The organism is Streptomyces sp. NPDC020965 (assembly GCF_044333555.1).
Classification (GTDB): Bacteria; Actinomycetota; Actinomycetes; order Streptomycetales; family Streptomycetaceae; genus Streptomyces.
In genome coordinates this window covers 1-22,638 of record NZ_JBIRRE010000003.1, presented here as the reverse complement: position 1 = coordinate 22,638, position 22,638 = coordinate 1, and the positions used below count along the sequence as shown (strand labels likewise).

Annotated in this window: 19 protein-coding genes; 13 read left to right on the top strand and 6 right to left on the bottom strand. The window is 71.6% G+C overall.

The window, feature by feature from the left end:
• Nucleotides 1–289: 289 nt before the first annotated feature.
• Nucleotides 290–922, bottom strand: coding sequence for a phosphatase PAP2 family protein (locus ACH4S7_RS10530; RefSeq protein WP_398520754.1), 633 nt, complete (start codon nt 920–922; stop codon nt 290–292).
• 184 nt (nt 923–1,106) lie between these two features.
• On the opposite strand from ACH4S7_RS10530, the gene ACH4S7_RS10525 reads away from it, so the two are divergent.
• Nucleotides 1,107–1,946: a hypothetical protein gene (locus ACH4S7_RS10525; RefSeq protein ID WP_398521340.1), complete on the top strand. Its 840-nt coding sequence runs from the start codon at nt 1,107–1,109 to the stop codon at nt 1,944–1,946.
• A gap of 91 nt (nt 1,947–2,037) precedes the next feature.
• On the opposite strand, the gene disA is transcribed toward ACH4S7_RS10525, so the two are convergent.
• Nucleotides 2,038–3,162 carry a DNA integrity scanning diadenylate cyclase DisA gene (gene disA / locus ACH4S7_RS10520; RefSeq protein WP_398520753.1) on the bottom strand — a complete coding sequence of 375 codons (1,125 nt, stop codon included), beginning with the start codon at nt 3,160–3,162 and terminating at the stop codon, nt 2,038–2,040.
• Nucleotides 3,163–3,356: 194 nt separating this feature from the next.
• Nucleotides 3,357–4,787, bottom strand: coding sequence for a DNA repair protein RadA (gene radA / locus ACH4S7_RS10515; RefSeq protein ID WP_398520752.1), 1,431 nt, complete (start codon nt 4,785–4,787; stop codon nt 3,357–3,359).
• Between the two features lie 391 nt (nt 4,788–5,178).
• Between radA and ACH4S7_RS10510 the strand changes: the two genes are divergently transcribed.
• Nucleotides 5,179–7,008: a hypothetical protein gene (locus tag ACH4S7_RS10510; RefSeq protein WP_398520751.1), complete on the top strand. Its 1,830-nt coding sequence runs from the start codon at nt 5,179–5,181 to the stop codon at nt 7,006–7,008.
• Between the two features lie 58 nt (nt 7,009–7,066).
• Here the strand turns inward: ACH4S7_RS10510 and ACH4S7_RS10505 are convergent, their stop codons facing one another.
• Nucleotides 7,067–7,873, bottom strand: a complete 807-nt coding sequence (locus ACH4S7_RS10505) for a hypothetical protein (RefSeq protein ID WP_398520750.1) — start codon at nt 7,871–7,873, stop codon at nt 7,067–7,069.
• Nucleotides 7,874–7,913: 40 nt separating this feature from the next.
• On the opposite strand from ACH4S7_RS10505, the gene ACH4S7_RS10500 reads away from it, so the two are divergent.
• From ACH4S7_RS10500 to ilvD, 4 genes are all read left to right on the top strand, one after another.
• Nucleotides 7,914–8,846 carry a Ppx/GppA family phosphatase gene (locus ACH4S7_RS10500; RefSeq protein WP_398520749.1) on the top strand — a complete coding sequence of 311 codons (933 nt, stop codon included), beginning with the start codon at nt 7,914–7,916 and terminating at the stop codon, nt 8,844–8,846.
• Nucleotides 8,847–8,905: 59 nt separating this feature from the next.
• The gene (locus ACH4S7_RS10495) at nt 8,906–9,751 is read left to right on the top strand and encodes a sugar phosphate isomerase/epimerase family protein (RefSeq protein ID WP_398520748.1); all 846 of its coding nucleotides are present in this window, start codon (nt 8,906–8,908) and stop codon (nt 9,749–9,751) included.
• Nucleotides 9,748–10,362 (top strand): TetR family transcriptional regulator, encoded by a 615-nt coding sequence (locus ACH4S7_RS10490; RefSeq protein WP_398520747.1) that lies wholly within the window; start codon nt 9,748–9,750, stop codon nt 10,360–10,362. Before ACH4S7_RS10495 ends, ACH4S7_RS10490 begins: the two co-directional genes overlap by 4 nt.
• A 147-nt stretch (nt 10,363–10,509) precedes the next feature.
• A complete protein-coding gene (gene ilvD / locus ACH4S7_RS10485; RefSeq protein ID WP_398520746.1) occupies nt 10,510–12,360 on the top strand; it encodes a dihydroxy-acid dehydratase in 1,851 nt (616 codons plus the stop codon).
• 276 nt (nt 12,361–12,636) lie between these two features.
• Here ilvD and ACH4S7_RS10480 read toward each other — a convergent pair whose 3' ends face one another.
• Entirely contained in the window at nt 12,637–14,868 is a 2,232-nt protein-coding gene (locus tag ACH4S7_RS10480) for a PQQ-binding-like beta-propeller repeat protein (RefSeq protein ID WP_398520745.1), read from the bottom strand.
• Between the two features lie 137 nt (nt 14,869–15,005).
• Here ACH4S7_RS10480 and ACH4S7_RS10475 point away from each other — a divergent pair, with 137 nt between their 5' ends.
• From ACH4S7_RS10475 to proC, 7 genes are all read left to right on the top strand, one after another.
• Nucleotides 15,006–15,365 carry a peptidase gene (locus ACH4S7_RS10475; RefSeq protein ID WP_398520744.1) on the top strand — a complete coding sequence of 120 codons (360 nt, stop codon included), beginning with the start codon at nt 15,006–15,008 and terminating at the stop codon, nt 15,363–15,365.
• Between the two features lie 31 nt (nt 15,366–15,396).
• Complete coding sequence (locus ACH4S7_RS10470; protein WP_398520743.1) at nt 15,397–15,921, top strand: hypothetical protein; 525 nt, start codon at nt 15,397–15,399, stop codon at nt 15,919–15,921.
• A 159-nt stretch (nt 15,922–16,080) separates the two neighbouring features.
• Nucleotides 16,081–16,956, top strand: coding sequence for an RNA polymerase sigma factor SigJ (gene sigJ / locus ACH4S7_RS10465; protein ID WP_398520742.1), 876 nt, complete (start codon nt 16,081–16,083; stop codon nt 16,954–16,956).
• Nucleotides 16,957–17,008: 52 nt separating this feature from the next.
• Complete coding sequence (locus tag ACH4S7_RS10460; RefSeq protein ID WP_398520741.1) at nt 17,009–18,154, top strand: NAD(P)/FAD-dependent oxidoreductase; 1,146 nt, start codon at nt 17,009–17,011, stop codon at nt 18,152–18,154.
• Nucleotides 18,155–18,445: 291 nt separating this feature from the next.
• Nucleotides 18,446–19,312: an ABC transporter ATP-binding protein gene (locus ACH4S7_RS10455; RefSeq protein WP_398520740.1), complete on the top strand. Its 867-nt coding sequence runs from the start codon at nt 18,446–18,448 to the stop codon at nt 19,310–19,312.
• Nucleotides 19,309–20,046 carry an ABC transporter permease gene (locus ACH4S7_RS10450; protein ID WP_398520739.1) on the top strand — a complete coding sequence of 246 codons (738 nt, stop codon included), beginning with the start codon at nt 19,309–19,311 and terminating at the stop codon, nt 20,044–20,046. The genes ACH4S7_RS10455 and ACH4S7_RS10450 overlap by 4 nt, the downstream gene beginning before the upstream one ends.
• A gap of 216 nt (nt 20,047–20,262) precedes the next feature.
• On the top strand, nt 20,263–21,072 hold the full coding sequence (gene proC, locus ACH4S7_RS10445; protein ID WP_398520738.1) for a pyrroline-5-carboxylate reductase: 810 nt from the start codon (nt 20,263–20,265) through the stop codon (nt 21,070–21,072).
• A 62-nt stretch (nt 21,073–21,134) separates the two neighbouring features.
• Here the strand turns inward: proC and trpS are convergent, their stop codons facing one another.
• Nucleotides 21,135–22,130, bottom strand: coding sequence for a tryptophan--tRNA ligase (trpS, locus tag ACH4S7_RS10440; RefSeq protein WP_398520737.1), 996 nt, complete (start codon nt 22,128–22,130; stop codon nt 21,135–21,137).
• Nucleotides 22,131–22,638: the final 508 nt, after the last annotated feature.

Here is a 22,638-nt window from a genome sequence, read left to right as displayed (position 1 = left end):
CCGGGTCCGCCGATCCAGCCGGGGCCCGCCATCCAGCCCGTCCGGCGTTTGAGGACGGACCCTCGTCCCCAGGTCGCTGGGGTGTCCGAGTCCCTCGGTCCCGGAGGTGCGGCCCATCCAGCCGGCGCCCGCCATTCAGCCGGGGCCCGCCCGATTCAGCCGGGGCCCGCCATTCAGCCCGTCCGGCGTTTGAGGACGGACCCTCGCTCCCAGGTCGCTGGGGCGTCCGGGACCCCCCGGCCCGGAGGCCGCGCGAACAGCCCGTCCGGCGCTTGAGGACAGAGCCCCCTCAGACCTTCCGATGCGCCCCCACCCGCCGCCCCGGCCCGGCGAACCATGCCAGCACCCCCGTCCCACTCCCCCGCATCGTCATCAGCACCGCCCCGGCCGGTTTCGTCAGCACCTTCACGAACAGCACCGTCACCACCGCCCCCAGCACCAGCCCCACCACCACGTCGTGCGGATAGTGCACCCCCACGAACACCCGGGAGAACGCCATCAGCAGCGCCATCGGCACGGTGAACAGCGCGATCTTCGGCCAGGCCAGCGCGAGCGCCACCGCCGCGGCCCCGGCGATCGTGGAGTGGTTGCTCGGGAAGGACCAGTCACCGACCGGCGGGCAGGCGGCGAGCGAGGTGGCCGCCTCCGTGACCGTGCGACAGGGCCGTTCCTCATCGACGATCGATTTGAAGGACTCGCTGACGACGTAGCCGGTCGCGGTCGCGAGCGGCGCGAGCACGGCCACGGCTATCGCGGCCGAACTCCCGCTTCTCGCCCGCCACCAGACGACGACGAAGAGCGCTCCGAAGATCAGCAGCCCCGCCTCGGTGAAGAGTTCGAAGGAATGCTGGAACCAGGTGGGGGTGGAATGGGCGAAATCGGTGATATCGCGGTAGAGGCCGCGGGTGATGCTGCTGTCCATGATCAGGGACCGTACCGGTTGGGCCGCACGGGGTATCCGCGGCGGTCGACAGGGGCCCATTCCGGCGGAGGACGGGGCCGGCCGGCCCCCCGTCCGGGATGATGATCCGGAGAACTTGCGAACTGGGCGGCGGGTGGGACCGGAGTTGGCCGCGTTCTCTCGTAGAGTTTGAGTCGTGGGATCTATGCGCAATCCGATCGGGCCGCTCCCCTCCTCCATCTACTGGCGCCGGAGGGCGATCGCAGCATCGCTGGTCGCGCTGCTCGCGGTGCTGGCCGTATGGGCCGTCAGTTCCAGCGGAGGGGACGGGGGCAAGGACGACAACGCCAACGGCGAGTCGTCGTCGGCGCCTTCGACCATCGCGCCGGGCCCGTCGCGGTCCGGGCCCGCCATCGACGAACAGCCGGGCGGGCGCGACGACTCCGGCGGCACCGGTTCCGGCCCCGCCGAGAGCAGCGGCAGTGGCAGCGGCAGCGGTGACGCCGGCACCGGCGGCAGCACGGGCTCCGGGTCGAACACCGGCACCGGGGGCACCAGTTCCGGCACCGGTTCCGGCAGTGGCTCCGACGGCGGCACGGGAAGCGGCGGTTCGGCGCCCGAGCGGGTCCCGGCCGGCTCGGCCCTCCCCAACTGCCCCTCGGGCGCGCTGACCTTGACCCTGCGCACCGCCAAGGTCTCGTACGGTCCGGGCGAGAAGCCCTCCTTCCAGCTCACCGCGTCCAACGCGTCGACGACCACCTGCAAGGCCGACTTCGGCCCGACGGCCGCGGTGCTCACGGTCACGGGCGACGGTGACGACGAGGTCTGGTCCTCCAAGGACTGCCCCCGGCCGGCCGCGAGCCTGCTGCTGAAGGTCCCCGGTGGCGGTTCGGTCACCCACACCGTCGAGTGGGACCGCAGGCAGAGCGAGCCGCGGTGCGCGACTCCGCCGGCCGCGCCCGTGACGGCGGGGACGTATCTGGTGGAGGCACGCTTCCCCGGCGAGACGGTGCTGCCCGCCTCGTTCCGCCTGGAAAAGAACTAGACCCCCGCAGACAGAGGAGGGGCCCGGGGCGAAAGCCCCGGGCCCCTCTCACTTCCGCCTTCGAAACTTCCGCCTTCGAAGAACCGGGCGGTCAGACGTACCGCTCCAGGATGGACGACTCGGCGAGCCGGGAGAGCCCCTCCCGCACGCTACGGGCCCGCGCCTCGCCCACCCCGTCCACCGTCTGTAGATCGTCCACACTCGCGGCCAGTAGCTTCTGCAGCCCGCCGAAGTGCTCCACCAGCCGCTCGATGATCGTGCCGGGCAGCCGCGGCACCTTCGCCAGCAGCCGGTAGCCGCGCGGGGAGACCGCGGAGTCCAGCGTCTCCGGGGAGCCGCTGTGACCCAGCGCCCTGGCCACTATGGGCAGCTCCAGCAGCTCGGTGTGGGTGAGGGCGTCCAGTTCGGCGAGTGCCTCACCGACCGTGCGGGACCGCTTCGCGGTGGGCTCGGGCACATAGTCGCGTACGACCAGCTCGCGCTCGGGCTCCACGCCCGCGATCAACTCGTCCAGCTGGAGGGAGAGGAGACGGCCGTCGGTGCCCAACTCCACCACGTACTCGGCGATCTCGGTGGCGATGCGGCGGACCATCTCCAGCCGCTGGGCCACGGCGGTGACGTCCCGGACCGTCACGAGGTCCTCGATCTCCAGCGCGGAGAGCGTGCCGGCGACCTCGTCCAGCCGGAGCTTGTACCGCTCCAGGGTGGCGAGTGCCTGATTGGCGCGCGACAGGATCGCGGCCGACTCCTCCAGCACCCGGCGCTCCCCGGCCACGTAGAGCGCGATCAGCCGCATCGACTGGGAGACGGAGACCACGGGGAACCCGCACTGCCGGGAGACCCGGTCCGCCGTACGGTGCCGGGTGCCGGTCTCCTCGGTGGGAATGGACGCGTCCGGGACGAGCTGCACACCCGCCCGGAGGATTTTCCCGATGTCCTTGTCGAGGATGAGCGCGCCGTCCAACTTGCACAGCTCACGCAGCCGGGTGGCGGTGAACTCCACGTCCAGGACGAATCCGCCGGAGCACATCGACTCCACGATCTTGTCCATGCCGAGGACGATCAGGCCGCCGGTGTTTCCCCGGAGGATGCGCTCCAGTCCGTCGCGCAGCGCGGTGCCGGGGGCGACCGCGCTGAGGGCGGCGCGGATCAGTGCTTCGTTGCCGGAGCCCGCGCCCGACTTTCCGGGTGCTGATGCCCGGTCGTTGGCTGCCACTGCACTCCTCCGGCTCGTACGGATGGGCGAGACCAGGGCAAAGTCTACCGGCGAGTCTCGTCGTCCCGTGGGGCGTCCGCGCGCACTCGGCGCGGGAGGTCCGCCGGGTAGCACCTTACGGAGCCCCGGGCCGGGGCCGGGCCCCCGCCCCCGGCCGCGCGTGCCGCCAGGACCTGTCTCCCGCCGCCGCCCTCCTAACCCTCGCCGCGTGCCGCGCCTCCCGCCGCACCCGCTCCGGCTCCGGCGCCCCGGGCCCGGCCGCGCGGCAGCACCCTCAGGGCGTCGCCCATATCGGCCACTTCCGTGACCTTCATCCCCGCGGGCACCCGGCCGGGATCGGAGGGCACGAGAGCGTGGGTGAACCCGAGCCGATGGGCCTCCGAGAGCCTGCGCTGGACACCCGTGACCCGTCGGACCTCGCCCGCCAGGCCGACCTCGCCGATCGCCACCAGATTCTTCGGCAGCGGGGTGTCGCTGGCCGCCGACGCCAACGCGAGGGCGATGGCCAGGTCGGCGGCGGGCTCGGAGAGCTTCACCCCGCCGACGGTGGCGCTGTAGATATCGCGCTTGCCGAGGGCGGTGATCCGGCCGCGCTGCTCCAGCACCGCGAGCATCATCGAGACCCGGGAGGTCTCCAGACCCGATGTGGTGCGCCGGGGCGACGGGATCTGGGAGTCGACGGTGAGCGCCTGCACCTCGGCGACGAGGGGCCGCTTGCCCTCCAGCGTGACGGTCAGACAGGTGCCGGGCACGGGAGCGTCCCTGCGGGTGAGGAAGAGGCCCGAGGGGTCGGCGAGCCCGGTGATGCCCTCGTCGTGCAACTCGAAGCAGCCGACCTCGTCGGTCGCCCCGTAGCGGTTCTTGATGCCGCGCACGAGACGGAGGCGGGCGTGCCGGTCGCCCTCGAAGCTGAGGACGACATCGACGAGATGCTCCAGCAGTCGCGGTCCCGCGATGGCGCCGTCCTTGGTGACATGGCCGACGAGCAGGGTCGACATACCGCGCTCCTTGGATGCGCGGATCAGGGCCCCGGCGACCTCCCGGACCTGGGCCATGCCGCCGGGGGCGCCGTCGATCTCGGGGGAGGCGACGGTCTGCACGGAGTCGAGGATCAGCAGGGACGGCTTGACCGCGTCCAAATGACCGAGGACGGCGGAGAGATCGGTCTCGGCGGCGAGATAGAGATGGTCGTGCAGGGCGTTGATCCGGTCGGCGCGGAGACGGACCTGACTGGCGGACTCCTCGCCGGTGACATAGAGCGTGCGGTGGGTCTCGCTCGCGGCCTTGGCGGCCACATCGAGGAGCAGGGTGGACTTGCCGACGCCGGGCTCCCCGGCGAGCAGCACCACGGCCCCGGGCACCAGCCCGCCGCCGAGGACCCGGTCCAACTCGTCCACACCGGTGGAGCGTGCGGTGGCCTGCCGTCCGTCGATCTGTCCGATGGGCACGGCCGCGGTGGACACCCGCCCGGCCGCGGTGGTGCGCACGGCGGGCGCGCCGTACTCCTCGACGGTCCCCCATGCCTGGCACTCGGGGCATCGGCCGAGCCACTTGGCGGTGGTCCAGCCGCACTCGGTGCAGCGGTAGGACGGCCGGTCCTTCGCGGATTTCGTACGGGCAGCCATACGCAGACCGTAGCGGCCCCCACTGACATCCCCGCCACCCCCGCTCGCACCCACCCCTGCCCGCACCCGCTGACACCCGCACCAACTCACCCGCGCCCCGTCCCGCTGGACACCCCCCCCACCACCCCTCACCCCTCTCACCACCCTCGTCCCATCTCCCGATCGCCCCGCGCCCGCACAACTCCCAGCACACCCCTCAGCACACCCCCGCGCACCGGCGCGCTCCGGGCGCCTGGCGCGCTCTCCGGAGCCCCCGGGCGCTCTCCGGAGCGGCCAAGAGGGTGGCGCGACGGATTGGTGTCCCCCTTTGAGCGAACTGTTCACCCGTAAGGATTAAAAGCATTCAAGAGGTGCGAACCGGATCTCGTCCTACGCCTACCGTCACGGCGTGATGAGCAGCAGGCGGGAACCACCGACGCACACCACCGGCGCACACCAGGCGCACCGGCGCGCGTCGTGGTCGGCCGTCCGGCAGGCGCGAGCGCGCCACGAGCCCCATCTCGACGGGCTGTTCACCTACTGCCTCTCCATGCTCCGCGACCACGACACCGCCGCGCTGGTCCTCGGCGACACGCTCGCCGTGGCCGACCGACACCGGGGGCGCCGTCCCACCACCGAGCCCGAGAGCGTGGCGTGGCTGTACGCGCTGGCGCGATGGGCCTGTCTGCGCCGACTGGCCCAGGAGCGAAGCACCCACAAGGGATCGCACAGCACGGAGCGACCCGTGCCCGTGGAGCCCACCCAGCCCTGGGAACCCGCCGTGCCCGCCACGAAGCCCGCAGGCCCCACCCCGCCCGCAGAACCCACCCAGCCCACCCAGCCCACGAAGCCCGCAGGCCCCACCCAACCCGCCGCGTCCGCCCCCCGCCGTCAGGCCGGGATCGCCCAGACCGTCCAGACCGCCCAGACCGTCGAGCTGGCCCTGCTGGCCTGGCCGGAGGCGACCGGCATCTCCCCCCGACAGCGGGAAGCCCTGGAGCTGGCCGTCCGTCACGGGCTCGCCCCCCGCCAGGTCGCCGCCGTCCTCGGTCTGGCCCCCCTCGCCGCCCAGGAACTGCTGGCCACCGCGGCCTGCGAGGTCGAGCGCACCCGCGCCGCCCTCGCCGTCGCCGAGACCGGAGACTGCCCCTCCGTCGCCCGTCTCGCCGAGGACCACCGGGCCCCGCTCTCCCCGGCGCTCCGTGCCGAACTCGTCCGCCATGTCGACGACTGCCCCCGCTGCCGCCGCGCCGCCGAGCGGGAGGGCGCGCGGGGCCCGTGGCCGGGATCGGCCGTCACTCCCGCCGCCCTGCCCCTCGTCCCGGCACCCGCCGCGCCCTCGCCCCATGCGCCACGCCGGGCCCGCCGCCGCGGCCGGGTCGCCGCGCCCCGCTTCGGCCCCGACGGATTTCCCCTGGACCCCAAGGACCACGCGGCCCGCCGCGACCGGCTGCGCACCCGTGCCCTGACGACCACGGTCGTGGCGACGGTCGTGGCCGCCCCGGTACTCGCGCTGTGGGCGGCCTACCGGAGCGGCCCGACGGCGGGGGAGGGGCGGCACGGCGCCTCGGTCAGCGCCACCGATTCGGAGATCCGCGAGGAGCCCCGGCGTGACCCGCGTGACCCGTACGACCCGCACGATCCCTATGACCCGTACGACCGCCACGAGAGCACGGGCAACGCGGAGCCAGGACCCGGCGGGCGCTTCGCGGCGGGCTCCGGCGCCCCGGAGGTCTCGGTGGAGGTCGTCAGCACGGGCCGGCCCGCGCCGCCGACGCTCCCCGGCCACCGGGGGCCAGGTCGGCTCACGGTGCGGGCGGAGCCGTCAGACGGTACGAGCCGGATCACGCTCAGGGCGTCCGGTGGCAGCGCGGTGCGGTGGGCCGTGTGGGCGGACGCGTCCTGGCTGCGCCCGAGCCGGACCTCGGGGGTGCTGCTGCCCGGCGCGGCGATCGCGGTCCGTTTCGTGGTGGACGCCGCGCGGCAACCAGCGGGGGCGTGGCGGGCGCGGGTCGGCGTCGATCCCTCGGGCGCGCTGGTGGAGATCGTCGGGCAGGGGCCGCACGGCCCGCCCCGACCGCCGTCGCCGCGCCCCCCGACGTCACCGACGCCGAGCCCGTCACCGCCTTCCCCCACGCCGAGCCCGTCGGACCCGTCACCGTCGCCGACCGAACCGGAGGGCGCGCCGACATCGCCGCCGCCGTCCCCCTCCCTGTCGGAGGCCCCGACCCCGTCGCCCTGACCCCGTCGCCCTGACCGTTCCGGGCGCCGGCACCACCCGCCGCGGGCCCCCCGACCGGCTACGCGTCCGCGGGGTGCGGCGCCACCAGCGGCAGCAGCGAGGAGAGCCGCGCCTCGCACAGCCCCACCAGCACGTCGTACGCCTCCTGCCCCATCAGCTCCACCAGCTCCGGCCGGTAGGTCACATAGACCGGGTCCCCGGCCCCGTGCGCCGAGGTCGCCGAGGTGCACCACCAGTGCAGGTCGTGACCGCCAGGGCCCCACCCGCGCCGGTCGTACTCCCCGATCGAGATCTGCAGCACCTTGGTGTCGTCCGGGCGCTCGATCCAGTCGTAGGTCCGCCGCACCGGAAGCTGCCAGCAGACGTCCGGCTTGGTCTCCAGCGGCTCCCGCCCCTCGTTCAGCGCCAGGATGTGCAGCGAACAGCCCGCGCCCCCGGCGAATCCCGGCCGGTTCTGGAAGACACACGACCCCTTCCAGCGCCGCGTCTGCCGCTCACCGTCCTCGTCCTCCTCGGTCCACCCCGACTCCGTACCGACGTCGTGGAACTGCCACACCTCCGGAGTGAGCCGCTCGACATGCTCGGCCACCCGCTTCTCGTCGTCCTCGTCGGAGAAGTGCGCGCCCAGCGTGCAACAGCCGTCATCGGCCCGGCCCGCCTGGATGCCCTGGCAGCCGCTGCCGAAGACACAGCTCCAGCGGGAGGTCAGCCAGGTCATATCGCAGCGGAAGACCTGTTCGTCGTCGGCGGGGTCCGGGAACTCCACCCAGGCCCGGGGAAAGTCGAGACCCTTCTCGTCGCCCTGCGTGTTCTTCGGGTGCGCGGGCTGAACTTTGCCCTGCTTCGCCTTTTTCGTCTTTGGCACGGGTCAAGCGTATGTCCGCGACCGCAGTAGCGTTCGGTGCATGAGACTCGGAGTCCTCGACGTCGGTTCGAACACAGTGCATCTGCTGGTGGTGGACGCCCACCCCGGCGCCCGCCCGCTGCCCGCCCATTCCCACAAGGCGGAACTGCGTCTCGCCGAGCTGCTGGACGAGAAGGGCGCGATCGGCCCCGAGGGCGTGGACCGCCTCATCGGCATCGTCGCCAGGGCCCTCCAGGCCGCCGAGGACCAGGGCTGCGAGCAGGTGCTGAGCTTCGCGACCTCGGCGATCCGCGAGGCCACCAACGCCGACCAGGTGCTGGCCCGGGTCCACGCCGAGACCGAGGTCCACCTCGAAGTGCTCACCGGTGAGGAGGAGGCCCGCCTCACCTTCCTCGCGGCCCGCCGCTGGTTCGGCTGGTCGGCCGGGAAGCTGCTGGTCATCGACATCGGCGGTGGCTCGCTTGAGATCGCGTACGGAATCGACGAAGACCCCGACAAGGCCGTTTCGCTGCCGCTCGGCGCCGGCCGGCTGACGGCGGCGGCGCTGCCGGGCGACCCGCCGACCCCGGAGGACGTACGGGCGCTGCGCCGGCACATCCGGGCCGAGATCGCTCGTACGGTGGGCGAGTTCAGCCGTTTCGGCAGGCCGGACCATATCGTGGCGACCTCCAAGACCTTCAAGCAACTGGCCAGGATCACCGGCGCCGCGCGCTCCACCGACGGGGCCCACGTCCAGCGGGAACTGAGTCGTAAGTCACTCCAGGAGTGGGTCCCCAAGCTCGCCGCGATGACGGTCGAGGAGCGGACGGCCCTGCCCGGGGTCTCGGCCGGTCGGGCCCGCCAACTGCTGGCGGGAGCCCTGGTCGCGGAGGGCGCGATGGATCTGTTCGGCGCGCAGGAGCTGGAGATCTGCCCCTGGGCGCTGCGCGAGGGCGTGATCCTGCGGCGCCTGGACCACCTCCCGGTGCCCTAGGTCCCCCCGCCGGGGCGCGCGGCCCACGTCGTCCGCCACGGGCCCGTACCCTATGTCCCGTGGCAGAACCAGTGACGCGTGTCCCCGATGCGAAGGTTGTCCTGTCGACCGCCTCCGTCTACCCGGAGTCGACGGCGACAGCCTTCGAGACCGCCGCGCGTCTGGGGTACGACGGTGTCGAGGTCATGGTCTGGACCGACCCGGTCAGCCAGGATGTCGAGGCGCTGCGCCGGCTCTCCGACTACCACCGGATGCCGATCCACGCGGTGCACGCGCCGTGTCTGCTGATCACCCAGCGGGTCTGGTCCACCGATCCGTGGACCAAACTCCAGCGCGCCAAGGCGGCGGCCGAGGAGCTGGGCGCATCGACCGTGGTCGTCCATCCGCCGTTCCGTTGGCAGCGCCAGTACGCGCGGGACTTCGTCAGCGGCATCTGGCGGATGGCGGACGAGACGGATGTGCGGTTCGCGGTGGAGAACATGTACCCGTGGCGGTACCGGGACCGCGAGATGCTCGCGTACGCCCCCGAGTGGGACGTCACCAAGGACGACTACCGCCACTTCACGATCGATCTCTCGCACACCGCGACCTCCCGCGTCGACGCCCTGGCGATGGTGGACCGGATGGGCGACCGCCTCGGCCATGTGCACCTCGCCGACGGCAAGGGTTCCGCGAAGGACGAGCACCTGGTTCCGGGGCGCGGTGACCAGCCGTGCGCGGAGCTGCTGGAGCGGCTGGCCCGCAGTGGCTACGACGGCCACGTGGTGATCGAGGTCAACACCCGGCGGGCGATGTCGTCGGCGGAGCGGGAGGCGGATCTCGCCGAGGCACTGGCCTTCACCCGGCGACACCTGGCCGCCGTGACCGCCGCCGACGCGGGGGTCCGGGGGGTCCGCGGCTCATGACCGGCGCGACGACCCCGCGGCGGCGCGGACGCCCGTCCCGTACGGCGGCGGACGAAGGTCCCGGGGCTCGGGAGCGCATCCTGGACGCGGCCCGTACGGAGTTCGCCGAGCGTGGTTACGACCGGACGAGCATGCGAGGAGTCGCCCGGGCCGCAGGAGTGGACCCGGCCCTCGTCCACCACTACTTCGGTACGAAGGACGAGGTCTTCGCGGCTGCCATCGAGGTCTCCTTCGAACCGGCACTGGTCGTCCCGGTGATCCTCGGGCAGGGGCCCGACGGCATCGGCGAACGGCTCGCCCGCTACTTCATCGGGGTGTGGGAGAACCCGGACTCCCGGGCGCCGATGCTCGCGATCATCCGGTCCGCGCTCACCCACGAGGAGGCGGCGAAGGTCCTGCGGGGCTTCGTGCTGCGCCGGCTGCTGGAGCGGATCGCGGCCGACCTGGCGGTCCCGAACCCGCAGTTCCGGGCGGAGCTGGCGGCCGCGCACATGATCGGCATCGCGATCATGCGCTATGTGATCCAGGTGGAGCCGCTGGCGTCGGCGGACCCCGAGGAGATCGTGACCATGGTGGCCCCGACGCTCCAGCGCTATCTGACCGATTCCTGAACCGATTCCTGAACCGATTCCCGAACCGGTTCCTGAATTACTGTCCGAGCCCTGAGCCAGTCGTCCCATATTTCGGACATTGTGTCCAGATCTTGGTCGTCGGGCGTACGCTTTCCAGACCGACCTTCTACCGAGGAGCGAGCGACGATGCCCGAGCTGAGGTCCCGCACAGTCACCCACGGCCGGAATATGGCAGGTGCGCGCGCGCTGATGCGCGCATCGGGCGTAGCGAGCGCGGACATCGGCAAGCCGATCATCGCGGTCGCCAACTCCTTCACCGAGTTCGTGCCCGGCCACACCCACCTCCAGCCCGTCGGCCGGATCGTGAGCGAGGCCATCAAGGCGGCCGGCGCCATCCCCCGCGAGTTCAACACGATCGCCGTGGACGACGGCATCGCGATGGGCCACGGCGGAATGCTCTACTCCCTGCCCTCCCGCGACCTGATCGCGGACAGCGTGGAGTACATGGTCGAGGCGCACTGCGCGGACGCCCTCATCTGCATCTCCAACTGCGACAAGATCACCCCCGGGATGCTCAACGCGGCGCTCCGCCTCAATATCCCCACCGTCTTCGTCTCCGGCGGGCCCATGGAGGCCGGCCAGGCGACGCTCGTCGACGGCACGGTCCGCAAGCTGGACCTGATCAACGCCATCTCGGACGCGGTCAACGAGAACATCTCGGATGAGGACATCCTCCGCATCGAGGAGAACGCCTGTCCGACCTGCGGCTCCTGTTCCGGCATGTTCACCGCCAATTCGATGAACTGCCTGACCGAGGCGATGGGCCTCGCCCTCCCGGGCAACGGCTCGGTGCTCGCCACCCACACCGCACGCCGCGCGCTGTACGAGAACGCCGGCCGTACGGTCGTCGAGATCACCAAGCGGTACTACCAGGACGACGACGCGAGTGTCCTGCCGCGCAATATCGCCACCCGGGCCTCGTTCGACAACGCCATGGCGCTGGACATCGCCATGGGCGGCTCGACCAATACGATCCTGCACCTGCTCGCCGCCGCGCAGGAGGCCGAGCTGGACTACGACCTGGCCGACATCGACGCGGTGTCGCGGCGGGTGCCGTGTCTGGCGAAGGTCGCCCCGAACGTCGCCCCCGGCGGCACGTACTACATGGAGGACGTGCACCGGGCCGGTGGCGTCCCGGCGATCCTCGGCGAGCTGTACCGGGCGGGCCTGCTGGACGAGGACGTGCACACCGTCCACTCCCCGTCGATCAAGCAGTGGCTGGACACCTGGGACGTCCGGGGCGGCTCCCCGTCGCCCGAGGCGGTCGAGATGTGGCACGCGGCCCCCGGCTGCCGCCGCTCCGCCGAGGCGTTCTCGCAGTCCGAGCGCTGGGAGACGCTGGACACCGACGCGTCCGGAGGCTGCATCCGGGACGCCGCCCACGCCTACAGCCAGGACGGTGGCCTGGCGGTCCTCAAGGGCAATCTCGCGGTCGACGGCTGCGTGGTGAAGACGGCGGGCGTCGACGAGTCGATCTGGACCTTCGAGGGCCCGGCGGTGGTCTGCGAGTCACAGGACGAGGCGGTCGACAAAATCCTCCGCAAGGAGATCAAGGAGGGCGATGTCGTCGTCATCCGTTACGAGGGCCCCCGTGGTGGCCCCGGTATGCAGGAGATGCTCTACCCGACGTCCTTCCTGAAGGGCCGGGGCCTGGGCAAGGCGTGCGCGCTGGTGACGGACGGCCGCTTCTCGGGCGGTACGTCGGGCCTGTCGATCGGCCACGCGTCCCCCGAGGCGGCCTCCGGGGGCACGATCGCCCTGGTGGAGGACGGCGACCGGATCCGTATCGACATCCCGAACCGCTCCATTGAGCTGCTGGTCGCCGAGCCGGAACTCGATCGGCGCCGGGAGGCCCTGGCCGGGGTCTACGCGCCGAAGAACCGTGACCGCAAGGTCTCGGCGGCACTGCGGGCGTACGCGGCGATGGCGACGAGCGCGGACAAGGGAGCGGTCAGGGACGTCTCCCTGCTCTCCTGAACCCCGACCCCACGCCGGAAGCGGCCTGAGCTGCTTCCTGGAGTCAGCTTCCAGCCGGAGACCTGAGCCGGAGACCTGAGCCGAAGACCTAGGCCCGGTCTCCGGCTCTCTCCTGTGCGCCGGGGGCGCCGAGGGCGCCGGGGAGATCCAGCCACCGGTCTCGGGCCGACGGTCGCGGCCGGCCCCGGACGCGAGCCCGCCGCGCGACTGTCCGCCACCAGCCACCAGCCACCAGCCACCAGCCCGCCCGCGCCCCAGGCCGTCAGCCGTCAGCCGTCAGCCGTCCCAGCGTCCCTTGGCCTTGGCGTTCACCGCGAACACCGATCCGTCCGGCGCCGCCCCGTACACCCGCCCCGCCTCCGCCACCGGCGCCGGCAGCGACGGGACGTAGGTGTGCCGACCGTCGTCCATCCGCGGCGGCGTCTGCCGGGTCAGGACGCCGCGCCGGGCGTCGATCGCCAGCAGCCGCCCGTCCCCGGCGGTCACGTACACCGCACGGGTGTCGGCGGCCGGCCGGGACAGATTGGTCACCGCGGTCTCCAGCCGCCACAGTTCGGCCTTCCGCTGGACGTCGAGGGCGAGCACCGAGCCCCCCGAACCGCTCAGATAGACGATGTCGCCCACGACCGTCCCCTGCGCCTGATCCACGGGCGCGCCGAGCGCGAGAGTCCGTACGGTCCGTCCCTCGGCCGCCAGGTCCAGCCGGACGACCGCGCCCGTGAACCCGTCCTTGTCCTCGGTGACCAGATACAGCGCGTTCCCTGAGGCCCCCACCGGCCGCAGTGACCCCTTGTGCCGCTTCTCCCACAGCTTTTCGCCGCTCACCGGATCGACCGCGGTGATCCGGGTCGAGCCGCCGTCCGCGGACGGGGTCGCACCGAGGGCCGGCCCGGTGCCCCCGGGGGTCGCGAGCCACTGGGTTCCGACCCCGCCGTGACGGCGTTCCCAGCGCTTGGCGCCGGTCGCCGCGTCGAGGGCCCGTACCCGCCCGCTGTCGCCGACCAGCAGGACGGTGTCGCCGACGTGCCGCACGGTCGCGTACGACGAGGTGTCGGCGGTCCAGCGCACGGCGCCCGACACCGGGTCGAGCGCATCCAGCCGGCCGGCGCCGACGGGTACGACATGCAGGAGCCCGCCCGCGGGCACCGGGATCATGCCCAGGTCGCTCCGGGCGACGGCGTCGCCTTTGGCCGCCAGCGACCAGAGGAGTTTCCCGTCATCGGGGTCGAGCCGGGCGGCGGTGATCCCTGGCGCGGCGCAGTACAGGGCGGTGAGCTTGGGCCCGGCCACACAGCCGGGTGTCTTGTTCTCCGCGCCACCCTTGTGCAGGGCGACGCTCCAGCCGCGGAAGTCCCGCGCCGGGTGGGCGGGTGTGGCCGGGGCGTCGGGTTGTCCCGCCCCGTGCAGGGCGACGCCCCCGGCGGTCACAAGAACCACCAGCGCCGCGCCGACGGCCCCCCACACCCACAGCCGTCGCCGCTTCTTCCTCGCCAGCCCCTCTTCCTTTTCCCTTCCCTTTCGCCCCTCCTCCCCCTTTTTCCCCTCCTCCCTTGTCTTCCTTGTCTCCCTTGTCTTCGTTTCCTCCTCCCGGACGGCGCGGGCGAAGTCGATGACGGGCGCGCTCTCCCGCGGATCCGGCGTCCGGGGTACGGGGATGTACGCCTGGGTGTCGTACGACGAGGAGGGCGTCGACTCCCGCAGGGCGACCATCACCTCGTACGGCGTCGGCCGCTCGACCGGATCCTTCGCGAGACAGCGTCGGAGCAGGGGTACGAGATCGGTGGGGACCCCCGTCAGATCGGGCTCGTCGTGCACCACCTGGTACGCCACGATGTACGGGCTGTCCGAGTCGAACGGGCCGCGCCCGGTCGCGGCGTGCACCAGCACCGACCCCATGGCGAACACATCCGCGGCCGGCCCGACCTCCCGAGGTCGCTGGAACTGCTCGGGCGCCATGAACGGCGGTGTCCCGATCAGTTTCCCGGTCTCCGTACGTAGATCACTGTCCGTAGGTCTGGAGATTCCGAAGTCGATGACCTTCGGCCCGTCCGGAGCCAGCAGCACATTGCTGGGTTTCAGATCGCGGTGGACGACACCGGCCCGGTGGATATCGCGCAGCGCCTCCGCGAGCCCGGCGCCGATACGGCGCAGCTCCATCTGGTCCAGTGGATTCCGCTTGACCCGCTCGGAGAGGGTGGGGCCGTCGATGAAGAGGGTGGCCATCCAGGGGCGGTCCGCCGTCGGGTCGGCGTCGACGACGGACGCCGTGAAGGCGCCGCTGACCCGGCGGGCAGCCGCGATCTCCTGTCGGAAGCGCGCCCTGAACTCCGGGTCCGAGGCGTGCTCGGTGTGAATGACCTTGACCGCGAGCCGTAGTCCGGAGGCGGAGGTGGCCAGATGCACCACCCCCATGCCGCCCGTACCCAGGCATCCCTCTAGGCGGTACTGCCCGGCATATTCCGGACGCTCCGCTTCCGGAGACTGTCCGGTATCGCGCAGCGGTGGCATGTCGTACCCCCGTGGTTTCAGTGCGCACATGCGACGCGTCGAGCCTAGTCGATGGTGCGTGCGATCCAGGGGTGGCTTGCTAGCCTGCGTGCCACGTACGGTGCGTATACGCACATACAACAACGGGGGCGATTTAGATGGCACTTGAAGAACTACGTCCAGAAACCGACGCTGGTGATGGCGTCGAGGGCATCAGTGGTGCCGAGGACGTCGGGGGCATATCCACGCAAACCATTACGGCCGATTCGGTCAAGCGGTACCCGGTCGCACCGGGTCACCGCGTCAACGTCCGCAGCGGACCGGGCACCAATTACCGGCTGGTCAAGGTGCTGGCGGTCGGGGCCCGGGTCCCGATCAACTGCCAGAAGCCGGGGGAGCGGGTCAGCGGTCCGTACGGCACCACCAACGTCTGGGACTGCATCGCCAACGGGCAGTTCGTCTCCGACGCCTACGTCCAGACCGGCAGCGACGGATATGTGACCATCCGCTGCACCTGACCGGGGGACGCTCCCGGGGATAATCGACCCTGTGAGCGAGCAGAGAAGCACCATCGAGCACACCGGCGGCGGCGAAGGCCCGCAGCCCGAACCCATCCGTTTCTTCGGTACGACCTGGGTCGACCACGACGGGGGGTATGGGCCACGGCGGGCCGGCGTCGCCGTCGGCGCGCTGGCCGCCGCCGTCGCGGGCTGCCTCGTCCTGCGCTTCGCGTACCAGGGGCTGGTGATCGCGGAGGTCGGCGGGTTCGTCAACATGCTGGTCATCGTCATGTTCGCGGTGTCCAGCGCCATCGCCTTCCGGAAGACCTGGGAAGGCTTCGGCCGTCGCCCGGGCGGAGCGGCGACACCGGACGCGCTGCGCAGCCTCCGGCTGGTGGGCTTCGTCGGAGTGTTCCTCGCCTACTCGTTCCGCGCGCTGCTGGAGGCGCCGGGCGAGAAGCTGCACCGCGAGGAGTACGAGACGGCCCGCGCGCGGTACGAGAAGCGCCGTGGCACCCGCACGGGCAACCCGGCGGCCAAGCGGACGAAGAGTGGCAAGCGCAAGCGCGCATAACGGCAGGCACCACGGGGAGGACGCCGCTCGCCGTCCTCCAGCCGGCCCGGTGCGCGAGGAGTACGCGACCGGGCCGACTGTCACACTCCGCCAGGCCGCCCCGTCCACCGGGTGACGCCCGCGAGCCGGCGGAGAGAGCGGAGAGAGGGGCCGGGAACCATGGCCGAGCTGGCCGAATTCGAGAAGCAGCGCAGCCGACTGTGGGGCATCGCCTACCGAATCACCGGATCGGTCGCGGACGCGGAGGACGCCGTCCAGGAGACCTGGCTGCGCTGGCAGCGACTGCCGGACGGGACGGCCGACGACCCGCGGGCGTATCTGACGACGGTGGTCAGCCGGCTCTGCTACGACCAGCTCACCTCCGCCCGCGCCCGCCGGGAGACCTACGCCGGCCCCTGGCTGCCGGAACCAGTGGTCACCCGCGACAGCCCGGAGGACCGGGTCACCCTGGACGAGTCTGTGGGCGTCGCCCTGCTGACCGTGCTGGAACGGCTCACCCCCGCCGAACGCACGGCCTTCATCCTCCACGACGTGTTCACCGTGCCGTTCCCGGAGATCGCCGAGGTCGTGGGCCGCACCCCCGACTCCGTCCGGCAGTTGGCGTCCCGCGCCCGCCGTCGCGTCCGCGCCGAGGCGCCGCGCCGCTCGGTGGACCGGGCGGAACACCGCAGGGCGGTCGACGCGTTCCTCACGGCCGTGACGGGCGGGGACTTCGAGGGGCTCCTGGAGATCCTCGACCCCGAGGTGGTGTGGCGCTCGGACGGCGGCGGTAAGGTCACCGCGGCCCGGCTGCCGGTGCTCGGCAACACCAAGGTCGCCCGTTTCATCGAGGGCCTGATGCGCGGCTTCGTCCCGGGCCGCACCTGGCTGGCGGTACGGGAGGTCAACGGCGCCCCCGGCCTGATCATGGCGGACCCCGGGACTGGCATGACCGCGGTGTACGCGTTCACGGTCGACGCCGGCCGCATCACCGAGATCGGCGCCACCCTCAACCCCGACAAGCTCACCCACCTCGATTTCACCGCCCTCCGCTGAACTGCGACGGCCACCACCGTCACAGTCTGGTGCGCTGCGTCGTCTCCCTGGCATGACCAACCGACCGAAGCCGAAGAAGTCAGCGAAACAGCAGGTCACCGTGGTGGGGGCCGGGTATGCGGGACTGCTCGCCGCCCTGCGACTCGCCCCCCACGCCCAGGTGACGCTGATCGACCCCAGCGACCGCTTCACCGAACGCGTACGCCTGCACGAACGCGCCGCCCACCCCCGCGAGGTGACCCATCCGCTCCGGGACCTCCTGTGCGGCACCGGCGTACGGCATCTGCCCCGGCGCGCCACCACCCTCGACCCGATCGCGCGCCTGGTCACCACGGACGACGGACAGCACCTCGCCTACGACCGGCTGGTGTACGCACTCGGCAGCCGCACCGCCCTCGCCAATCCCACCACCGACCGCACCGCCGGCACCGCCGACGAACGCGTCTACACCGCCGAGTCCACCGACCGCCTGCGCCAGCGGATGCGGGACGGCACGGGCTCGGTGGCGGTCGTCGGCGGCGGACTGACCGGAATCGAGCTGGCGGCCGAACTGGCCGAGGCCCACCCCCGCTGGACGGTCCGCCTCCTCTCCGCCGGCCCGGTGGCGGCTGGCCACTCCGCTCGGGGCCGGGCACATGTCCTCGCCGTCCTCACGGCGCTCGGGGTTCAGGTCGATGAGGGCCACCGGATCGCCGACCCGGCCGCCGTGGACGCGGACGCGGTGGTCTGGGCGGCCTCGATGGTCCCCAACACCTCCCTCGCCGCCGACGCCGGCCTGCCGCTCGACCCCCGGACGGGCAGGATCACGGTGGACGACACCCTCCGCTCGATCGCCCACCCCGAGATCTACGCGGTGGGCGATGCCGCCGCCGCTCACTCACCCCTGGCCGGCCCGATGCGCATGGGCTGCGCCGCCGCACTCCCCACCGGCGCCGCGGCGGCGACCTCGATCATCGCCGAGACCCGCGGCCAGGCACCGAAACCGCTGAGCTTCGGCTATGTGATCCAGTGTGTGAGCCTCGGCCGCCACGACGGACTGATCCAGCTCGTCCGCCCGGACGACACCCCTCGCGACCGCATCCTCACCGGCCGTCGAGCGGCCTTCATCAAGGAGCGCGTCGTCCGCTCCACCGTGCTGACCCTCCGCCTGGCCCGCCGCCACCCCACCGCGATCCCCTTCCTTCCCGGCCTGGGCTAACACCTCCCCTTCCTCCCGGCCTGCGCCGCCCGCACCCCTGAACCTCGGCCCGCCCCACCTCCTTGTCTCCCCGCCCCCTATCTCTCCACCTCCCCGTCTCCGCACCTCCCCGTCTCTGCCTCCCCGACGTCCGCCAGCCGGGGAGGCACCCCCGCCGAGCCGCCTTCGGCGACCAGTGCCCCCTGCCCCCGAGGCAGGGGGGCACCGGAGTCCCCTGCCCCCCGCCTGATCCCTCCCCGTCCGATCCCTCCGGCCTTGACGCCCCACACCTCCAGGAGGATTATTCATCACATGATGAATTTCTCTGGAGCCGCCGTTCTGGCCCGTGGGCTCTCCGTCGTACGAGGCGACCGCACCGTGCTGCACGCCATCGACTTCACCGTCCATCCCGGCCGGATCACCGGCCTTCTCGGCCCCTCCGGCTGCGGCAAATCCACCCTGATGCGCTCGGTCGTCGGCACTCAGGCCCATGTCACCGGCACCCTCGACATCCTCGGCAAGCCCGCGGGCGACGCCTCCCTCCGCTCCCGTATCGGCTATGTCACCCAGGCCCCCTCGGTCTACGACGACCTGACCGTCCGCCAGAACCTGGAGTACTTCGCCTCCGTCCTCCACCCCGGCCGCCACCGGCGCGAGGCCCGGCACGAACACGTCACCCGCGCCCTGTCCGACGTGGACCTCACCAGCCACGCGGAAGCCCTCGCCGGCCGCCTCTCCGGGGGACAGCGCAGCCGCGTCTCCCTCGCCGTCGCCCTGCTCGGCACCCCGGAACTACTCGTCCTCGACGAACCGACCGTCGGCCTCGACCCCGTACTCCGCCGCGACCTGTGGGACCTCTTCCACCGCCTCGCCGACGAACGCGGCGTGACCATCCTCATCTCCTCCCATGTGATGGACGAGGCCGAGCGCTGCCACCGCCTCCTACTGATGCGCGAAGGCGAGATCCTCGCCGAGGACACCCCCGACGACCTCCGCTTCCGCACCGGCTCACAGACGGTCGAGGCGGCCTTCCTCCACCTCGTCGACGAGGCCGACGCCCGCCCCACCGCCACCGACAGCGGCCCCGTCATGGGCGCCACCACCCCCGGCCCCGACCGCCGCTCCACAGCAACCGGCACCCACCCGCCGGCCGACACGGTTCAGGAGGACGTCCGATGACCGCTTCCCGCACCCTCGCCACCGCCGCCCGAGTCCTGCGCCAACTCCGCCACGACCCCCGGTCCATCGGGCTGATGGTCCTCGTCCCCTGCGTGATGCTCTTCCTGCTGCGCTATGTCTTCGACGGCAGCCCGGAGACCTTCAACTCCATCGGCGCCTCCCTCCTCGGCATCTTTCCGCTGATCACGATGTTCCTCGTGGCCTCCATCGCCACCCTGCGCGAGCGCACCTCCGGCACCCTGGAACGACTGCTCGCCATGCCCCTCGCCAAGGGCGACCTCATCACCGGATACGCGCTGGCCTTCGGCCTCGTCGCGGTCGTTCAGTCCCTCCTCGCCACCGGCCTCGCGCTCTGGGTCCTCGGCCTGGATGTCATCGGCTCCCCCTGGCTCCTTCTCCTCGTCGCCCTCCTCGATGCCCTGCTCGGCACCGCCCTCGGCCTCTTCGTCTCGGCCTTCGCCGCCTCGGAGTTCCAGGCGGTCCAGTTCATGCCGGCCGTGATCTTTCCGCAGCTCGTCCTCTGCGGCCTGTTCACTCCCCGCGAGGACATGCAGCCCGTCCTGGAGGGGATCTCGAACGTCCTGCCCATGTCCTACGCGGTGGACGCCATGACCGAGGTCCTGCGCCAGCCCGACGCCACCGGCACCTTCATCCGCGACATCCTGATCGTCGCCGCCTGCGCGGCCCTGGTGCTCGCCCTCGGCGCGGCCACCCTCCGCCGCCGCACCGCCTAGCGGAAGCCCCACCAACCGGCCGGGTGCAGGCGGAGATGAGTGCGGGACTCCGGGCGTACACCCCGCTCCCGCCCACGACCGTGAGCATGATCCGGGCCCGGCCTCGAATCACTGAGGCCGCACCAGCACCCGTACCGCCCCTCGGACACGACGGCACCACCACGTCCCCGGTGCAAGGATGTGCGCACATCCCCCACCGGCGAGGTGAACAGAACCATGACCCAGACAGTCGCAGTCCTCGGCACGGGCAAGATCGGCGAGGCCCTCCTCAGCGGCATGATCCGTGCCGGCTGGCGATCCGTCGATCTGCTGGTCACCACCCGCCGCACGGAACGCGCCGACGAGCTGCGCGACCGCTACGGGGTCGAATCGGTCACCAACGCCGAGGCGGCCAAGCGCGCCGACATCCTCATCCTGGCCGTCAAGCCCCAGGACATGGGCAGACTCCTTGACGAGCTGGCGCCGCACATCACCGCCGACCGCCTGGTCGTCAGCGCCGCGGCCGGTATCCCCACCTCCTTCATCGAGGAGCGCCTGACCTCCGGCACCCCTGTGGTTCGTGTCATGCCCAACACCCCCGTACTCGTCGACGAAGGCATGTCCGTGATCTCGGGCGGAAGCCACGCCACCGCCGAGCACCTCGCCCACACCGAGGGAATCTTCGGCAGCGTCGGCAAGACCCTCCGGGTCCCCGAGTCACAGCAGGACGCGGCCACCGCCCTGTCCGGCTCCGGACCCGCGTACTTCTACTTCCTGGTCGAGGCCATGACCGACGCGGGCATCCTCCTGGGCCTGCCCCGCGCCCAGGCCCACGACCTCATCGTCCAGGCCGCCATCGGCGCCGCGGTGATGCTCCGCGACAGCGGCGAACATCCGGTCAAGCTCCGCGAAGCCGTCACCTCCCCCGCGGGCACCACGATCAGCGCCATCCGCGAACTTGAGAACCACGGTGTACGCGCCGCTCTCATCGCCGCCCTCGAAGCCGCCCGCGACCGCAGTCGTGAGCTCGCCTCCGGCAACGGCTGACCTCCACTCCTCTCTTTCACCGCGGCGCCACGGTGAAAGAGAGGAGCAGGGCCGCCGGTCCGCTACCTGGGCAGCAGCCCGATCGCCGCATAGGCGGCATCGACCCTTGGCCGGGCCATCCCCCTCGCCCGGTCGGCCCCCTTCCTCAACACCTCGTCGACGTATCCCGCGTCCGCCGCCAGCGCCGCATGTCGCGCCCGCACCGGTTTCAGCAGCTCCACCACCGCGTCGGCCGTATCCCTCTTCAAGGCCCCGTACGACTCATATACACCGGCCAGCTCGACGGGGTTCCCTTCCGTGCAGGCGGCGAGGATCTCCAGCAGATTCGCGAGACCGGGACGGCCCTCGGGGTCGTACTCGACCTCACGTCCGCTGTCCGTGACGGCCCGCATGATCTTCTTGCGCACCAGGTCCGCCTCGTCGAGCAGATAGACGATCCCCGCCCCCGACTCGTGGGACTTCCCCATCTTCGAGTCCGGATCCTGTAGGTCCATGACCCGTGCCGCCACCGGCGGCCGCGTCGCCTTCGGCACGGTGAAGGTGTGCCCGTACCGCTGGTTGAACCGCACCGCGAGATCCCGGGTCAGCTCCACGTGCTGCGTCTGGTCGTCGCCCACCGGCACCTCATCGGTCCCGTAAGCCAGGATGTCCGCCGCCATCAGCACCGGATAGGTCAGCAGCGACAGCCGCACCCCTTCCCCGGCCGCCTGCGCCCGCGTGCTCTTCTCCTTGTACTGGATCATGCGCCGCAGCTCGCCGTCCGCGGCCGTGCACTCCAGCAGATACGACAGCCGGGCATGCTCGTCCACATGGCTCTGGACGAACAATGTGCACCGCTCCGGGTCGAGCCCCGCGGCAAGCATCAGCGTCGCCGCCTGCCGACTGAGCCTGCGCACCCGGGCCGGATCGTGCTCCACCGTCAGCGCGTGCAGATCGACCACGCTGAACAATGCGTCCGCCCGGTGCTGGTCGGTCTCCACCCAGCGACGCAGGGCGCCGAGGTAGTTGCCCAGCGTCATATGTCCCGTGGGCTTGATACCGCTGAAGATCCGAGTCATCCCGTTCTCCGTCCGTCTCTCGGTCGAAGCCGCCGCGTCCAGCGGCCCGGCCCCCGAGGTCGGAGAACGAAAAAGGCCGCCGAAGCGGCGGCCGTTGAATGTGCGCGCAGGTGCCGGCCGCCGTCAGGCGGGCCACCACTGGAGGGAGCACGTACGCGTAGTCACGAGGACGACAGTACGGGCTGGAGCCCCAGGTTGACAGCGACTTGCCGTCATCCGTAGTGTTCTCCGAGTTGTCCGACGTGAGCGCCGACTACGGTTGGTCCCCGGACAGCGATTCCGCAAGATCCATTACGGCCGGGTGACGTCATGTCACATGTCCGTGGTGTTCGTTTTGCGGAATGAGGAATCCGCGCTCGAAGGAGCGCAGCCCCGATTGGCGTCAGGGTGAACGATTCCGCTAAAGTCTCACTCGTCGGAACGGCCCAACAGCCGGAAAGACAACCCGATTTCGACCGGGAGTCAGGCCCGAAAGGATCTGATAAAGTCGGAGCAGCCGAAAGGCGAA

Coding starts and splice junctions, on each gene's coding strand:
- trpS (WP_398520737.1), bottom strand. CDS start 22,130: ATGACTCGGATCTTCAGCGGTATCAAGCCCACGGGACATATGACGCTG.
- ACH4S7_RS10525 (WP_398521340.1), top strand. CDS start 1,107: ATGCGCAATCCGATCGGGCCGCTCCCCTCCTCCATCTACTGGCGCCGG.
- ACH4S7_RS10500 (WP_398520749.1), top strand. CDS start 7,914: ATGAGACTCGGAGTCCTCGACGTCGGTTCGAACACAGTGCATCTGCTG.
- ACH4S7_RS10490 (WP_398520747.1), top strand. CDS start 9,748: ATGACCGGCGCGACGACCCCGCGGCGGCGCGGACGCCCGTCCCGTACG.
- ACH4S7_RS10455 (WP_398520740.1), top strand. CDS start 18,446: ATGATGAATTTCTCTGGAGCCGCCGTTCTGGCCCGTGGGCTCTCCGTC.
- ACH4S7_RS10475 (WP_398520744.1), top strand. CDS start 15,006: ATGGCACTTGAAGAACTACGTCCAGAAACCGACGCTGGTGATGGCGTC.
- sigJ (WP_398520742.1), top strand. CDS start 16,081: ATGGCCGAGCTGGCCGAATTCGAGAAGCAGCGCAGCCGACTGTGGGGC.
- radA (WP_398520752.1), bottom strand. CDS start 4,787: ATGGCTGCCCGTACGAAATCCGCGAAGGACCGGCCGTCCTACCGCTGC.
- ACH4S7_RS10460 (WP_398520741.1), top strand. CDS start 17,009: ATGACCAACCGACCGAAGCCGAAGAAGTCAGCGAAACAGCAGGTCACC.
- ACH4S7_RS10530 (WP_398520754.1), bottom strand. CDS start 922: ATGGACAGCAGCATCACCCGCGGCCTCTACCGCGATATCACCGATTTC.
- ACH4S7_RS10480 (WP_398520745.1), bottom strand. CDS start 14,868: ATGCCACCGCTGCGCGATACCGGACAGTCTCCGGAAGCGGAGCGTCCG.
- ACH4S7_RS10450 (WP_398520739.1), top strand. CDS start 19,309: ATGACCGCTTCCCGCACCCTCGCCACCGCCGCCCGAGTCCTGCGCCAA.
- proC (WP_398520738.1), top strand. CDS start 20,263: ATGACCCAGACAGTCGCAGTCCTCGGCACGGGCAAGATCGGCGAGGCC.
- ilvD (WP_398520746.1), top strand. CDS start 10,510: ATGCCCGAGCTGAGGTCCCGCACAGTCACCCACGGCCGGAATATGGCA.
- ACH4S7_RS10510 (WP_398520751.1), top strand. CDS start 5,179: ATGAGCAGCAGGCGGGAACCACCGACGCACACCACCGGCGCACACCAG.